Source organism: Streptomyces physcomitrii, assembly GCF_012273655.1.
In the GTDB taxonomy this organism is placed as follows: Bacteria; Actinomycetota; Actinomycetes; order Streptomycetales; family Streptomycetaceae; genus Streptomyces; species Streptomyces physcomitrii.
Genome location: NZ_JAAWWP010000013.1, coordinates 213,201 through 227,131 on the forward strand (window position 1 = coordinate 213,201; position 13,931 = coordinate 227,131).

General features: G+C 72.1%; 11 protein-coding genes. 6 read left to right on the plus strand and 5 right to left on the minus strand.

Going from position 1 to position 13,931, the window contains the following annotated elements; translation table 11 throughout:
- Window positions 1-178 precede the first annotated feature (178 nt).
- Together HFV08_RS21510 and HFV08_RS21515 are read right to left on the minus strand one after the other, a co-directional pair.
- Window positions 179-2,569: an MFS transporter gene (locus HFV08_RS21510; protein WP_168541524.1), complete on the minus strand. Its 2,391-nt coding sequence runs from the start codon at window positions 2,567-2,569 to the stop codon at window positions 179-181.
- A gap of 251 nt (window positions 2,570-2,820) precedes the next feature.
- A complete protein-coding gene (locus tag HFV08_RS21515; RefSeq protein WP_168541485.1) occupies window positions 2,821-3,264 on the minus strand; it encodes an SRPBCC family protein in 444 nt (147 codons plus the stop codon).
- Window positions 3,265-3,399: 135 nt separating this feature from the next.
- Between HFV08_RS21515 and HFV08_RS21520 the strand changes: the two genes are divergently transcribed.
- Together HFV08_RS21520 and HFV08_RS21525 are read left to right on the plus strand one after the other, a co-directional pair.
- Window positions 3,400-4,440, plus strand: coding sequence for an Rv2578c family radical SAM protein (locus HFV08_RS21520; RefSeq protein ID WP_168541487.1), 1,041 nt, complete (start codon window positions 3,400-3,402; stop codon window positions 4,438-4,440).
- Window positions 4,441-4,592: 152 nt separating this feature from the next.
- The gene (locus HFV08_RS21525) at window positions 4,593-6,152 is read left to right on the plus strand and encodes an alpha/beta hydrolase (protein WP_168541489.1); all 1,560 of its coding nucleotides are present in this window, start codon (window positions 4,593-4,595) and stop codon (window positions 6,150-6,152) included.
- A 53-nt stretch (window positions 6,153-6,205) separates the two neighbouring features.
- Here the strand turns inward: HFV08_RS21525 and HFV08_RS21530 are convergent, their stop codons facing one another.
- Window positions 6,206-7,015 (minus strand): ABC transporter permease, encoded by an 810-nt coding sequence (locus tag HFV08_RS21530; protein ID WP_168541491.1) that lies wholly within the window; start codon window positions 7,013-7,015, stop codon window positions 6,206-6,208.
- Window positions 7,012-8,013: an ATP-binding cassette domain-containing protein gene (locus HFV08_RS21535; protein ID WP_168541493.1), complete on the minus strand. Its 1,002-nt coding sequence runs from the start codon at window positions 8,011-8,013 to the stop codon at window positions 7,012-7,014. Before HFV08_RS21535 ends, HFV08_RS21530 begins: the two co-directional genes overlap by 4 nt.
- Window positions 8,014-8,156: 143 nt before the next feature.
- Between HFV08_RS21535 and HFV08_RS21540 the strand changes: the two genes are divergently transcribed.
- Entirely contained in the window at window positions 8,157-8,690 is a 534-nt protein-coding gene (locus tag HFV08_RS21540; RefSeq protein WP_168541495.1) for a GNAT family N-acetyltransferase, read from the plus strand.
- A 25-nt stretch (window positions 8,691-8,715) separates the two neighbouring features.
- Here HFV08_RS21540 and HFV08_RS21545 read toward each other — a convergent pair whose 3' ends face one another.
- Window positions 8,716-9,285 carry an adenylosuccinate lyase gene (locus HFV08_RS21545; RefSeq protein WP_168541497.1) on the minus strand — a complete coding sequence of 190 codons (570 nt, stop codon included), beginning with the start codon at window positions 9,283-9,285 and terminating at the stop codon, window positions 8,716-8,718.
- Window positions 9,286-9,615: 330 nt separating this feature from the next.
- On the opposite strand from HFV08_RS21545, the gene HFV08_RS21550 reads away from it, so the two are divergent.
- The 3 genes from HFV08_RS21550 to ccrA form a co-directional block, all read left to right on the plus strand.
- Window positions 9,616-11,421 (plus strand): 3-hydroxyacyl-CoA dehydrogenase family protein, encoded by a 1,806-nt coding sequence (locus tag HFV08_RS21550; protein ID WP_168541499.1) that lies wholly within the window; start codon window positions 9,616-9,618, stop codon window positions 11,419-11,421.
- A gap of 136 nt (window positions 11,422-11,557) precedes the next feature.
- Window positions 11,558-12,370, plus strand: coding sequence for a TetR family transcriptional regulator (locus HFV08_RS21555; RefSeq protein WP_040246205.1), 813 nt, complete (start codon window positions 11,558-11,560; stop codon window positions 12,368-12,370).
- A gap of 577 nt (window positions 12,371-12,947) precedes the next feature.
- A partial coding sequence (gene ccrA / locus HFV08_RS21560) for a crotonyl-CoA carboxylase/reductase (RefSeq protein WP_168541503.1) occupies window positions 12,948-13,931 on the plus strand: 984 nt, incomplete at its 3' end.

Consider the following 13,931-nt stretch of genomic DNA (forward strand, 5'->3'; position numbering starts at 1 on the left):
GACGGCCAGGCCTGTGGATAACTCTCAGTGGTCTAGACCAATGGGAGCGCCCGGAAGGGTCCGCCGCCGACCTCGCGGAGCCGTCCCGCCGGTCCGGTCCGCGTCCCCGCCGACCGCCGTGACCAGCCAGGACGCCGCCGCCCCCGACGCCGCCCCGGCGGCCGGGCGGCAGGCCGTGTCAGTCCTCGTGCCCCAGTTGCACATCCCGCTCCGTACGGCCGCCTCCGGCCATCCGGAGGACGGTGGCGACCGGCGGGTATCCAGCGGCGATCACGGTGTACTCGCCCGAGGAGAGGTCGGAGAAGCGGAACACCCCGTCGGCTCCGGTGGTGAGGGTGTCGACGACATTGCCCGCGGCGTCGAGCAGGGTGACCCGGGCGTCCTCCACGGGCCTGCCGCCGCTGCCGCGTACCGTGCCGCGCAGCACGGCGCCGCCCGCCAGTTCGATGTCCTGGCGCGTCTCGCGGGCGGCCTGCACGGTCACCGGCAGCGCGGCCGGGCGGAAGGCGGGGGCGCTGGCCGCGAGGGTGTACTCACCGGCCACCAGCTCGCCGAGCGCGTAGCCGCCCTCCGCCGCGGTGCGGGTGCTGGCCACCACCTCGCCGTGCGCGTTGGTCAGGGTCACGGTGGCGTCCCGTACGCGCGCGCCGTCCGCGGTGAGCACGGTGCCCGCGAGCCGTCCGGCGCCGCCGAGCACCAGGTCGAGTTCGACGGGCCGCTCCCCCACGGTGACCGAGACGGCCTGCGGCTGGTGCCCGCCCGCCGCGGCGATCAGCACATAGGTGCCCGCGCCCGGCGTGGACAGCGCGTACCGCCCGTTCTCGGCGCTGGCGCCGCGCCCGATCTGGCGCCCCGTGACGTCGATGAGGGTGAGCGCCGCGTGGGGGACCGCGGTGCCGTCGTGGTGCCGCAGGCTGCCGCAGACCGGGGAGCCGGCGAGCGGGGCGGTGCGGGCCGGGGGGACCCCGGCGGGGTCGGCGGTGGTGGCGTCGGCGGCCGGGCTGTGGTGGGACACCAGCGGTTTCTCCTTGAGGAAGAAGGCGATGAGCAGGCCGAGGGCGAGCACCGGCACCAGATAGAGGAAGATCCGCGGCATGGCGTCCGCGTAGGCCTCGATATAGGCGTCCCGCACCGGGGCGGGCAGCGAGTGCACCAGACCCGGGGTGATCGACTCGGGGTCCGGCAGGTCCGCCTCAACGGGCAGCCGCTCGGCCAGGGCCTCGGCCAGCCGGTCGGCGAAGAGGGTGCCGAAGATCGCGGCGCCCACGCTGCCGCCGATCTGACGGAAGTAGTTGTTGGCGCTGGTGGCGGTGCCCAGGTCGAGGGGCCGTACGGAGTTCTGCACGGCGAGCACGAGGACCGGCATGACCAGGCCGATGCCCGCGCCGAGCACCGCCATCCAGACGCTGTAGGCGAGTCGGGAGGTCCCGGAGCCGAGCCCGGAGAGCAGCCACATCCCGACGACCGAGAGCAGCGAGCCGAGCAGCGGATAGACCTTGTAGCGCCCGGTACGGCTGATGAGCTGCCCGGAGACGATGGAGGCGACGACGATGCCCGCCATCATCGGCAGCATCAGCAGTCCCGATTCGGTGGCACTCACCCCGTCCACCATCTGCAGGAAGGTGGGCAGATAGCTGGCAGCGCCGAAGAGCGCGACGCCGACGACCATGCCGATCAGGCCGGTCAGGCAGAACACCGGATCCCTGAACAGCCGCAGCGGGATGAGCGGTTCGGCGGCGAAGCGCTCGGCCAGCAGGAAGAGCAGGACCGAGACGAGGGCACCCGCGCCGAGGCCGAGGATGACCCGGGAGTCCCAGTCGTACTCGGTGCCGCCCCAGCTGGTCAGCAGGACCAGGCAGCTGGAGAGCGCCGCGATCAGGAGGATGCCGAGGACGTCGAGGCGCGGCTTCACCCGGGGCCGGGGCAGCTTGAGGACGACGCTGACGACGGCGAAGGTCACCACGCCGAAGGGGACGTTGATGTAGAAGCACCACCGCCAGCTCGCGTGGTCGGTGAAGAAGCCGCCGAGCAGCGGTCCGGCGACCGAGGCGACGCCGAAGGCCGCTCCGATCAGGCCCATGAAGCGGCCGCGTTCGCGGGGCGGGACGATGTCCGCGATGATCGCCTGCACACCGATCATCAGCCCGCCCGCGCCGACGCCCTGGAGCGCGCGGAAGGCGATCAGCTGGTCCATCGTGCGCGACCACCCGGCGAGCGCGGAGCCGATGACGAAGACCGCGATGGCGAACTGGAAGACCCGCTTGCGCCCGAAGAGGTCGCCGAGTTTCCCGTAGACCGGCAGGCCGATGGTCGAGGTGAGCAGGTACGAGGTGATGGCCCAGGACATCTTGTCCAGGCCGTGCAGTTCGCCGACGATCTTGGGCAGGGCGGTGGCCACGATCATCTGGTCGAGGGCCGCGAGCAGCAGCGCCAGCATCAGGCCGAGGAAGACCAGCCGGACCTGGCGGGGCCCGAGGCCGTGGGCGGGGGTCCCCGGCGGCGGTCCGGCCGGCTCCCGCGGCGCCCGCGCGGACGGCGGCGCCTTTCCCTCGGCACTCTCCACCAGCATGGTCTGGCCCACGTAGCTGCTCCCCTCGTCGCGCCTGGCCGCCCATTTCTCGCATTACGCGACAACTGCAAGCAAGCGCGACGAGTTGCACCGCCCCGTGCGCCGGAGCGCATCGGTGCCGGTGGGGGGCTTGCGGGGCGGCGGAGCGCCGGGCGGGAGAACCACCCGAACCGGTGAGGCGCCGGGGCCTGCCGGGAAGCTGTGAAGAGCCGGGCGCCGCGGGTGAGTTGCCGCCCGCGGCGCTCCGGGGCTCACTTCTCGGCGGTCACCGCGAGCTTGGCCAGGATCTCGTCGTGGATCCGGTTGAGGCCCTTGGGCGCGAAGGTCCGCTCGAAGAAGCCGCCGATCCCGCCGGTGCCGTTCCACACCGAGCTGACGACGACCCGGGAGCGGCCCTCACCCGCGGGGGTGACGCGCCAGGTGGTGACCATCGAGGAGTTGCGGTCCTTCTCGACGAGTTCGCCCCCGGCGGGCTCGGTGACGTCGAGCAGGCAGTCGCGCACCCGCTTGCTGGTGGCCTGGAGGCGCCAGTGGACGAGGGTGCCCTCGCCGGTGCCGCCCTCGCGGACCTCGTACTCGCTGTACTGCTCGGGAAGGAGCGACTCGCGGGTGCCGGAGTAGTCCGCGAGGGCGCGGAAGACGTCGTCGGGCTCTGCCGAGAGAGTGCGCTGCGTGGTGGCCTCGACCTGCGCCATTGCTGTTCCTCCAGGGGTGAGTTGCTCGGAAGTCGCGGCAAGCCAACCACTGGGACGACACGAGCCCCAAACCGGGGTCGCACGATCATGGGAACGTTTGTTCTATTCTCTCGGCAGAGCTACCGAGGAGGCCACATGCGCTGGGAGAACCTGGCAGCGGACGGAACGGGCCGGGCACGCGAGGCCGCCCTGTTCGGCGCGGACGCGGTGACCACCCGCACCTTCGACAGCCCGGAGTTCCGCGGGATCACCTTCCACGAGGTACGGGCGCGCTCGATCGTCAACCGGGTGCCCGGGGCGTCCCGGATGCCCTTCGAGTGGACGGTGAACCCCTACCGCGGCTGCTCGCACGCCTGCGTGTACTGCTTCGCCCGCAAGACGCACAGCTATCTCGACCTGGACACCGGGCTGGACTTCGACAGCCAGATCGTGGTCAAGGTCAACGCCCCCGATCTGCTGCGCCGTCAGCTCGCCTCCCCGCGCTGGCAGGGCGAGCACATCGCGATGGGCACCAATGTCGACTGCTACCAGCGCGCCGAGGGCCGCTACCACCTGATGCCGGGCATCATCTCCGCGCTCGGCGAGCACGCGAACCCCTTCTCCATCCTCACCAAGGGGACCCTGATCCTGCGCGACCTCGATCTGCTGCGGCAGGCGGCGCGGGTGTGCGAGGTCGGCATCTCGGTCTCGGTGGGCTTCACCGACCGGGAGCTGTGGCGCACCGTGGAGCCGGGCACCCCCGCGCCCGAACGGCGGCTCGGCGTCGTCCGCACCCTCACCGAGCACGGCATCGGCTGCGGGGTCCTGATGGCGCCGGTGATCCCCTTCCTCGGCGACCACCCCGACCAGCTGCGCGCGACGGTACGGGCGATCGCCGCCTCCGGCGCCACCTCGGTGACCCCGCTGGTGCTGCATCTGCGGCCCGGCGCGCGCGAGTGGTTCATGAGCTGGCTGGCCCACCACCACCCGCATCTGGTGCGGCGCTACGAGCGGCTGTACGCGGAGGGCGCCTACGCCCCCAAGTGGTACCAGCGGCGGATCACCCGTCAGGTGCACGAACTGGCCGAGGAGTTCGGGATCGGCCCGAGCCGCCCGGGCACCGCGCGCCGGCTGCCGGTGGTACCACCGCAGGCGGAGCCGCCGCACGCCGAGGCCACCCAGCTCACCCTGCTCTGAGGCGGTCGGCGGACCGGCGGCGCCCGGTGTTCCGCCATCCGGTTCAACTCTCTTCACTTCATGACATAAGACGCTCTTCAGGCCGCCCTTTCCGCGACGATGCGGGCGGGGGTCGTGACCGCGGCCCCGAACCCCCCACCTCGGGAGGCCATATGAACAAGCGCGCAGCCGCGCTGTGCGGTGCCGCCGCGGTAGTCGCCGGGATGCTCTCGGCCGTACCGCACGCCGCGAGCGCAGAACCGGCGGCGCCCGCGGGGCTCAGCTGGAAGAAGTGCGGCACCAAGACCTACCCCACGCTCCAGTGCTCCTCGCTCAAGGTCCCGCTCGACCACAGCCGCCCCCAGGGACGGCAGATCACCCTCGCCCTCTCCCGCGTCCCGCACACGGCCGCCACCTCGCAGGGACCGCTCCTGGTGAACCCGGGCGGGCCGGGCGGCAGCGGGCTGAACCTCGCCGGCTTCGTGGCCTCCGGGCTGCCGAAGAAGGTCGCCGCCCAGTACGACGTCATCGGCTTCGACCCGCGCGGGGTCGGCAAGAGCTCCCCCGCCCTCGACTGCTCCCCCGGCCACTTCGACCCGGTGCGCCCGCCGAGCATCCCGGACAGCGCCGAGGCGGAGTACGCGAACCTGGACCGGGCGCGCGGCTTCGCCGAGGCCTGCGGCAAGAAGTACGCGGACGTGCTGCCGTACATCGACACGCTCAGCGCCGCACGCGACATGGACCGCATCCGCCGGGCCCTGGGCGCCCCGAAGATCAACTACTTCGGCTACTCCTACGGGACCTACCTCGGGGCGGTGTACGCCAAGCTCCACCCGGACCGGGTGCGCCGGATGGCCCTCGACTCGATCGTGGACCCGACGGGCGTCTGGTATCGCGACAACCTCGACCAGGACCTCGCCTTCAACGCCCGGCACGAGGCCTTCCTCGCCTGGATGGCGCGCCACGACGCCACCTACCGGCTCGGCACGGACCCCGAGAAGATCGGCGCCCGCTGGGAGCGCATGCGCCAGGAGGTGACCCGCAAGCCCGCGGGCGGCAAGGTCGGTGCCGGGGAGCTGGAGGACACCTTCCTGCCCGGCGGCTACTACAACGGCTACTGGCCGCAGCTCGCCGAGGCCTTCACCGCCTACACGAAGAAGGGCGAGACCAAGCCGCTGGTCAAGGCCTACCAGGAGCTGGGCGCCGTGGACGCGGCGGGCGACAACGGCTACAGCGTCTACGCCGCGGTGCAGTGCCGGGACGCGCACTGGCCCCGCGACTGGAACACCTGGCGCGAGGACAACTGGGCGGTGCACCGCAAGGCTCCCTTCTCCACCTGGAACAACGCCTGGTACAACGCCCCCTGCGCCTTCTGGCCGACCCGGTCGCTGAGCCGCCCCGACGTGTCCAACGACAAGCTGCCGCCGGTGCTGCTCTTCCAGGCCACCGACGACGCCGCGACCCCGTACGAGGGCGGCGCCACCCTGCACCGCTCGCTGAAGCGCTCCAGCTTCGTGGTCGAGGACGGCGGCGGCAACCACGGCATCACGCTGAGCGGCAGCGACTGCCTGGACGGGTACCTGAGCCGGTACCTGGAGTCCGGCAAGGTGCCGCGCGGCGAGGGCCCGGCGGACGCGGTCTGCGCCCGGCAGCCGGACCCCGAGCCGCAGCAGACGAAGAAGGCGGCCACCCGCGGGATCGCGCTGCACGGGCTGCTCGGCTCCCGTCCCTGAGATCCACCGGAGCCTGCCGGGACCGCGGCCCCGGCAGGCTCCGGTGCGCCTCCTCACGTACGCGCCCGGTAGGCCCGCATGGACAGCGGGATGAAGACCGCCGCGATCGCCGCCGCCCAGACCAGGGACCACAGCACCGGCTCGGCGACCTCGCCGCCGACGAGCAGCCCGCGGAAGGCGTCCGAGAGATGGGTGACCGGGTTGATGTCGACCCAGGCCTGCAGCCAGCCCGGCATCGTCTCGACCCGGACGAAGGCGCTGCTGGTGAAGGTGAGCGGGAAGATCACCACGAAGGCGAAGACCTGCACCTTCTCCGGGTCCCCGGCCAGCATGCCGATCAGGACCGCGCTCCAGGCCACCGCCGCGGCGAAGACCATCAGCAGCAGCGCCGCGCCCACGAATCCGGCGAAGCCGCCGGTGAGGCGGAAGCCGAGGAGAGCGCCGAGGCCGAGCATGAGGAGCATCGCCCACAGCTGCTTGGCGAGGTCGGCGGTGATACGGCCGAGGAGCGGGGCGGCCCGGGCGATCGGCAGGCTGCGGAGCCGGTCGAAGACGCCCTTGGTGAGGTCGCTGTTGAGCGACATCGCGGTGTACATGCTCATGAACAGGGTGTTCTGCACGATGATCCCCGGCAGCGCGTACTGCAGGTACTCCTTGGGGCTGCCCGCCATCTGCCCGCCGAAGACGTAGGTGAAGAGGAAGACGAACATGATCGGCGTGATGCTGTAGTCGACCAGTTCGAGCGGGTTGTGCTTGACGTTCACCAGGCTCCGCCAGGCCATGGTGGCCGTCTGCCGGATCCCCGCCCCGGCGCGCACCCGGCCGCTCTTGGCGAGGGGCGCGGTGATCGATCCCGCCGTCATGACGTGCTCCCCACCCGCTCGAAACCGGCGTCCTCGGGCGACTCGCCCTCCTCTGCCTCCTTCGGCTCCTCGGCCCGGTGGCCCGTCAGGGCGAGGAAGACCTCGTCGAGGGAGGAGCGGCGCAGCGCCAGCTCGCTCACCGCGATCCCGGCGCTGTCGAGGCGGCGCACGATGGCGGGCATCACGGCCGGGTCCTTCACCGGCACGGTGATCAGCTCGCCCTCCGACTGGGTCTCCTCTCCCGCGGTCTCGACGACCATGGCGTGCACGGCGGACAGGTCCGCCGCGTGCACCGGCCGCAGTTGCAGGACCTGACCGCCGACCGCCGACTTCAGCTCGTCGGGGGTGCCCTCCGCGATGACGCGGCCCTTGTCGATGACCACCACGTCGTGGGCCAGCTTGTCGGCCTCCTCCAGGTACTGGGTGGTCAGCAGCGCGGTGACGCCTTCGGAGACCAGGCCGCGCAGCATGTCCCAGACCTCGCCGCGGCTGTGCGGGTCGAGGCCGGTGGTCGGCTCGTCGAGGAAGAGGATCTGCGGGCGGCCGACCAGGCTGGCGGCGAGGTCGAGGCGGCGGCGCATCCCGCCGGAGAAGGTCTTGGCGGCCCGTCCGGCGGCGTCGCTGAGCTGGAAGCGTTCCAGGAGTTCGGCGGCGCGGGCCTTCGCCTCACGGCGGGGCATGCCGAGCAGGCGCCCGATCATCAGCAGGTTCTCGGTGCCGGTGAGGTTCTCGTCGACCGCGGCGTACTGCCCGGTGAGCCCGATCGCGGCGCGCACCCGGCCGGGATCGCGGACCACGTCGTGCCCCGCGACGAAGGCCCGGCCGCCGTCCGGCCGGATCAGGGTGGCGAAGACCCGGACCGCGGTCGTCTTGCCCGCGCCGTTCGGCCCGAGGAGGCCGAGCACCGAGCCCGTGCGCGCCGCCAGGTCGACGCCCGCGAGCGCCGGTGTCTCCTTGAACCTCTTGGTCAGCCCTTCGGCCTGGATGGCATACGTCATGGTGGGACCCCTCGGTCGGTCACGGACGTCCGGCACGGCGCCCGCTCCTCCCCCAACTGTGACGCACACCACTGACAATGCGCTTCCGCAGCGGCTCGTACCCCTGGGGGCGGCGGGCCCGGACGCCCGCCTAGGCTCCCGCCATGGACGCTCTCGTACGCCCGATGACGGACGCCGACTGCGAGGCGGTGGGCCGGCTGCGTACCGACGGCTGGCGGGCGGCGTACGCGGGCCTGATGCCGCGCGCGTATCTGGACGCCCTGGACCCTGCCGAGGACGCGGCCCTGCGCCGCAGGATTCTCGCCGCCGCACCGCCCTCGGTGGTCGACGCGGTGGCCGAGCAGGCGGGCGAGGTCAGGGGCTGGGCCTGCTGGGGACCGCTGCGTGAGGACGCCGGGCCCGGGTCGTCCGAGGGCTCGCGGGACGCGGAGCTGTACGCCCTCTACGTGCGGCCGGAGCGGATCGGCACCGGTCTCGGGCACCTGCTGCTGAGCGACTGCCTGGAGCGGTGCGCCGCCGCCGGGTACCCGCGGCTGCGCCTGTGGGTGGTGGCGGGCAACACCCGGGCCCGCCGCTTCTACGAGCAAGCCGGTTTCCGCCCCGACGGCTCCGAGCAGACCGATCCGGTCGGCGGGGAGCCGGTCACCGAGGTGCGGTACGGCCTGCGCCTCGGGTGAGGTCGCCGGAGGGTCCCGGCGCCGGTCAACTGCCCAGTCGTGCCAGTGCCGCGGCGGAGGCGGCGGCCAGCCGGGGGTGGCCGGTCGCGGCGGTCAGGACCGGGCGGGCCCGTGGGTCGCCCAGCGCGCCGAGGCCCTCCACGCAGGCGAGGGCGACCCGCCAGTGGATCTCGTGCGGAGTGAGCAGCCGCTCCAGGGTGGTGATCAGGGCGGGCACCGACTCGGGGGCGCGCAGCGCGGTCAGCAGCCGTACCGGGTGGAGGGCGTAGGCGGTGCGCAGGGAGTTGGTCGCGAGCGCCGCGGCGGCGCGGGCGGTGCGCGGGTCCCCGAGCCGGGCCAGCGCCTCGGCCGCGGTGGCGCAGCGCTCCGGATCCCGGTGGTTGAGCAGCAGCACCAGGGCTTCGAAGGCGCGCTTGTCCCCGGCGCTGCCCAGCCGGAAGGCGGCGAGTTCGCGCGCCCACAGGGGCTGCCCGGGCACGGTGAGCACCGCCGCGAGCGCCTCGTGGTCGGCGGTGCCGAGCAGTTCCTCGTAGCCTCCGGAACCGCGCGCCTCGACGCGCAGACGCTCCGTGAGGGCCCGTAACTCCTTGTCCACGACTCGACTTTAGGGGTTTCGCGGTCCGCGATACAGGTCACACACAGGAATGAGTCGCGCTCTGGCGTGCTCGTTACTCACGAGTTAAGCTCATTCGAGCGGGACAACCTCCCCGCTCGCTCAGGTGGCCTGGTGACGCAGCCACCGCGAGTGCTTGTCGGTTCGGTATTTCGGTACCTCTACGACGCGGCCCCGGGACAGGGCCGGTCGGCTCTCCTTGCCGGGCGCCCTCGGGCGCGGCCCGGCGAGGCAGCGATTGCCCTGCGCGGCCCCCTTTCCTCTGCGCGCCGCGAACCCTCTCAGTCGTCACTCATTGTCTGGAGTCCCGCGATGGCCTCTCCTCTGTCCGACCTCCCCCCGCTCTCCCTCAAGACCGTCGCCGTCGTCGGCCTCGGCACCATGGGCTCCGGCATCGCCGAGGTGCTGGCCCGCGCAGGCCGCGAGGTCATCGGCATCGACGTCAGTCAGGCCGCCGCCACCAAGGCCGTGGCCGCCCTGGAGGCCTCGACCGCCCGGGCCGTGGAGCGCGAGCGCCTGAGCGAGCAGGAGCGCGGCGACGTCCTCGCCCGCTTCCGCACCTTCACCGACCTCCAGGCCGCCGCCGAGGCCGACCTGGTCATCGAGGTGGCCCCGGAGTCGTACGAGATCAAGCAGCAGATCTTCCGCGCCCTGGACCGCATCGTGCGGCCGGACACGGTCCTGGCCACCGGCACCAACGCCCTGTCCGTGACCCGTCTCGCCGCCGACACCGAGCACCCCGAGCGCGTGCTCGGGCTGCACTTCTTCAACCCGGCGCCCGCCATGAAGCTGGTCGAGGTGGTCTCCACGGTGCTGACCGGGCCCGCGCCCGCCGCCGCGGTGACCTCCCTGGTGTCCGCGCTCGGCAAGGACCCGGTGACCGCGGGCGACCGCCCCGGCTTCATCGCCGACGGACTGCTCTTCGGCTACCTCAACCAGGCGGCCGCGATGTACGAGGCCAACTACGCCTCCCGCGAGGACATCGACGCCGCGATGAAACTCGGCTGCGGACTGCCGATGGGGCCGCTGGAACTGCTCGACCTCATCGGCGTCGACACCGCGCGCACCGTCCTGGAGGCCATGTACCAGGCCTCCCACGACCGGCTGCACGCCCCCGCCCCGATCCTCAAGCAGCTCAGCGAGGCGGGCCTGACCGGCCGCAAGTCCGGGCGCGGCTTCTACTCCTACGAGGCCGCGGGCTCCGCCGCCGTCGTCGCGGACGCCCTCACCCCGCACCAGGACGCCCAGGGCGCGCGCGGCCGCACCGTGGAGTCGGTGGGCGTGGCCGGTTCCGGCACCATGGCCTCCGGCATCGCCGAGGTCTTCGCCAAGTCCGGCTTCACCGTGGTGCTCGCGGCCCGCAGCGAGGAGAAGGCCGAGAAGGCCAAGGCCCGTATCGCCACATCGCTCCAGCGCTCTGTCGACAAGGGCAGGCTGAGCGCCGAGAAGGCCGCCGAGACGCTGGCCAGGATCACCCCGTCCGGTTCCTACGACTCCTTCGCCGAGGTCGACCTCGCGGTGGAGGCCATCGCCGAGGACCTGGAGATCAAGCAGCAGCTCTTCTCCCAGCTGGACAAGATCTGCAAGCCGGGCGCGGTGCTCGCCACCACCACCTCCTCGCTGCCGGTGGTCGCCTGCGCCCGCGCCACCTCGCGCCCGCAGGACGTCATCGGCATGCACTTCTTCAACCCGGCCCCCGCCATGAAGCTGGTCGAGGTGGTGCGCACCGTCCTCACCCAGGACGAGGTGCACACCACGGTCCGCGAGGTCTGCGCGCGGATCCGCAAGCACCCGGTGGACTGCGGCGACCGGGCCGGCTTCATCGTGAACGCGCTGCTCTTCCCGTACCTGAACAACGCGGTGAAGATGCTGGAGGAGCACTACGCCAGCCTGGACGACATCGACACCGCGATGAAGCTCGGCGGCGGCTACCCGATGGGCCCCTTCGAACTCCTCGACGTGGTCGGCCTGGACGTCTCGCTGGCCATCGAGCGGGTGCTGCACGCCGAGTTCCGCGACCCCGGCCTCGCCCCGGCGCCCCTCCTGGAGCACCTGGTGGCGGCGGGCTGCCTCGGCCGCAAGACCGGCCGCGGCTTCCGCGAATATGCCCGGCGCTGAGGCGGGCCGGGAAGAACGTACGGAAGCGACAGACTGGGGCGGACTCCTCGGACCCGCGGGGAACCCGCCGCCCACCCGGGGCGGCGGGGCCCCGGGGCAGGCGCGTGAGACCCCCCACATGCAGTACGTTCGTGGCATGCCGCAGTCCGCCAAGTCCCCGCGTACGACGAGTTCCCCCGAGGCACCGGAGCGTTCCGCCCTCGGCCGGGCCGCGGCGCAGAAACTCAAGATGCGCCGGGAGCTCGCCGCCGCGGCGATGGAGCTGTTCGCCACCAAGGGGTACGAGGCGACGACGGTCGACGAGATCGCCGCCGCGGCCGGGGTCGCCCGGCGGACCTTCTTCCGGCACTTCCGCTCCAAGGAAGAGGCGATCTTCCCCGACCACGATGACACCCTGATCCGGGCGGAGTCGGTGCTCAACGCCGCCCCGGCGCACGAGCATCCGCTCGACACCGTGTGCCGCGGGATCAAGGAGGTCATGCGGATGTACGCGGCGCGGCCCGAGCTGTCCGTGGCCCGCTACAAGCTCACCCGCGAGGTGCCCACGCTGCGCGAGGCCGAGATCGCCTCGGTGGCCCGCTACGAGCGCTTGTTCACCCGCTATCTGCTCGGCCACTTCGACGAGCAGGACCACCGCGACGGCAACGACGACCCGCTGCTCGCCGAGGTGGCGGCCTCCGCGGTGGTCACCGCCCACAACCACGTACTGCGCCGCTGGCTGCGCGCCGACGGCCAGGGCGATGTGGAGGCGCAGCTCGACCACGCCTTCGCGATCGTGCGCCGCACCTTCGGCATGGGCATAGGCGCCGGTCGCACGGCCGAGGAGGAGGCACCGCCGCCTGCCTCGGTCAACCCGGCCGGGGACGTCCTGGTGGCGGTCGCCCGTACCGACGCCCCGCTGGACGAGGTCATGCGCACCATCGAGAAGGCGCTGCGCGAACGCACCTGACCCCGCGGCGGCGGCACCCTCCCGCACTCCCACCCCGAAGTGGCCGCTCCCGGCACCCGAAGCCGGCAGCGGCCACTTCGGCGTTCCGGCGCCCGCGCCCGGGCGTCTCCGGCGCTTCCGCTTCGGCACCGGAGGCGGCCCCGACGGCCCCGGCTCGCCGGGCACCGGCACATCCGCGATCATCGAGGCAAGCGTCCGCTTCGCAGGGAATCCGGCCCTTTTCGATCGATGATCGCTCACTTGTTACATCCAGATGACACCTGAGAGAAATTGCTGGCACGCAGTGTCTTGTCACCTGGCACGCGGTGCCATACGTTGAGAGTGTCCGGGCGGCCGGCGTGCAGAGCAGCTTCGTACGCCGGCTGTCCCCGCAAGCCCCCTCAGGCCTGCGCGCCCGGACGCCTGCGTCACAGGCAACTCGACATCACGCGCCCACCAGGCGCTGCCGGCACCACCCGCCGAACCGACGGCACACCTCCACAGCAGTACCGCCCCGTACATCCCGGGGATTTCCCTCAAACCCCAAGACGCGCTTCTCTCCCCGGCTCGGCCCGGGGGGACCCCTGGAGGCAACACCGTGAAGGACATCCTGGACGCGATCCAATCGCAGGACGCCAAGGCCGCCGATTTCGCCGCTCTGCCGCTGCCCGAGTCCTACCGCGCGGTGACCGTGCACAAGGACGAGCAGGAGATGTTCTCGGGCCTGGACTCGAGCGAGAAGGACCCGCGCAAGTCCCTGCACCTCGACGAGGTCGCGCTTCCCGAGCTGGGCCCGGGCGAGGCCCTGGTGGCCGTGATGGCCTCCTCGGTCAACTACAACTCCGTGTGGACCTCGATCTTCGAGCCGGTGTCGACCTTCGGGTTCCTGGAGCGGTACGGCCGCCTCTCGGAGCTGACCAAGCGGCACGACCTGCCCTACCACGTGATCGGCTCCGACCTCGCCGGTGTGGTGCTGCGCACGGGTCCGGGAGTGAACGCCTGGCACGCGGGTGACGAGGTCGTCGCGCACTGCCTCTCGGTGGAGCTGGAGTCCTCCGACGGGCACAACGACACCATGCTCGACCCCGAGCAGCGGATCTGGGGCTTCGAGACCAACTTCGGCGGGCTCGCCGAGATCGCCCTGGTCAAGTCCAACCAGCTGATGCCCAAGCCCGACCACCTCAGCTGGGAGGAGGCCGCCGCCCCCGGCCTGGTCAACTCCACCGCCTACCGCCAGCTCGTCTCCCGCAACGGCGCCGGCATGAAGCAGGGCGACAACGTCCTCATCTGGGGCGCCAGCGGCGGCCTCGGCTCCTACGCCACCCAGTTCGCCCTCGCCGGCGGCGCCAACCCCATCTGCGTCGTCTCCAGCGAGGACAAGGCCGAGATCTGCCGCAAGATGGGCGCCGAGGCCATCATCGACCGCAAGGCCGAGGACTACCGGTTCTGGAAGGACGCCACCACCCAGGACCCCCGCGAATGGAAGCGCTTCGGCAAGCGCATCCGCGAACTCACCGGCGGCGAGGACGTCGACATCGTCTTCGAACACCCCGGCCGCGAAACCTTCGGCGCCTCCGTCTAT

Coding starts and splice junctions, on each gene's coding strand:
- HFV08_RS21510 (WP_168541524.1), bottom strand. CDS start 2,569: ATGCTGGTGGAGAGTGCCGAGGGAAAGGCGCCGCCGTCCGCGCGGGCG.
- HFV08_RS21515 (WP_168541485.1), bottom strand. CDS start 3,264: ATGGCGCAGGTCGAGGCCACCACGCAGCGCACTCTCTCGGCAGAGCCC.
- HFV08_RS21520 (WP_168541487.1), top strand. CDS start 3,400: ATGCGCTGGGAGAACCTGGCAGCGGACGGAACGGGCCGGGCACGCGAG.
- HFV08_RS21525 (WP_168541489.1), top strand. CDS start 4,593: ATGAACAAGCGCGCAGCCGCGCTGTGCGGTGCCGCCGCGGTAGTCGCC.
- HFV08_RS21530 (WP_168541491.1), bottom strand. CDS start 7,015: ATGACGGCGGGATCGATCACCGCGCCCCTCGCCAAGAGCGGCCGGGTG.
- HFV08_RS21535 (WP_168541493.1), bottom strand. CDS start 8,013: ATGACGTATGCCATCCAGGCCGAAGGGCTGACCAAGAGGTTCAAGGAG.
- HFV08_RS21540 (WP_168541495.1), top strand. CDS start 8,157: ATGGACGCTCTCGTACGCCCGATGACGGACGCCGACTGCGAGGCGGTG.
- HFV08_RS21550 (WP_168541499.1), top strand. CDS start 9,616: ATGGCCTCTCCTCTGTCCGACCTCCCCCCGCTCTCCCTCAAGACCGTC.
- HFV08_RS21555 (WP_040246205.1), top strand. CDS start 11,558: ATGCCGCAGTCCGCCAAGTCCCCGCGTACGACGAGTTCCCCCGAGGCA.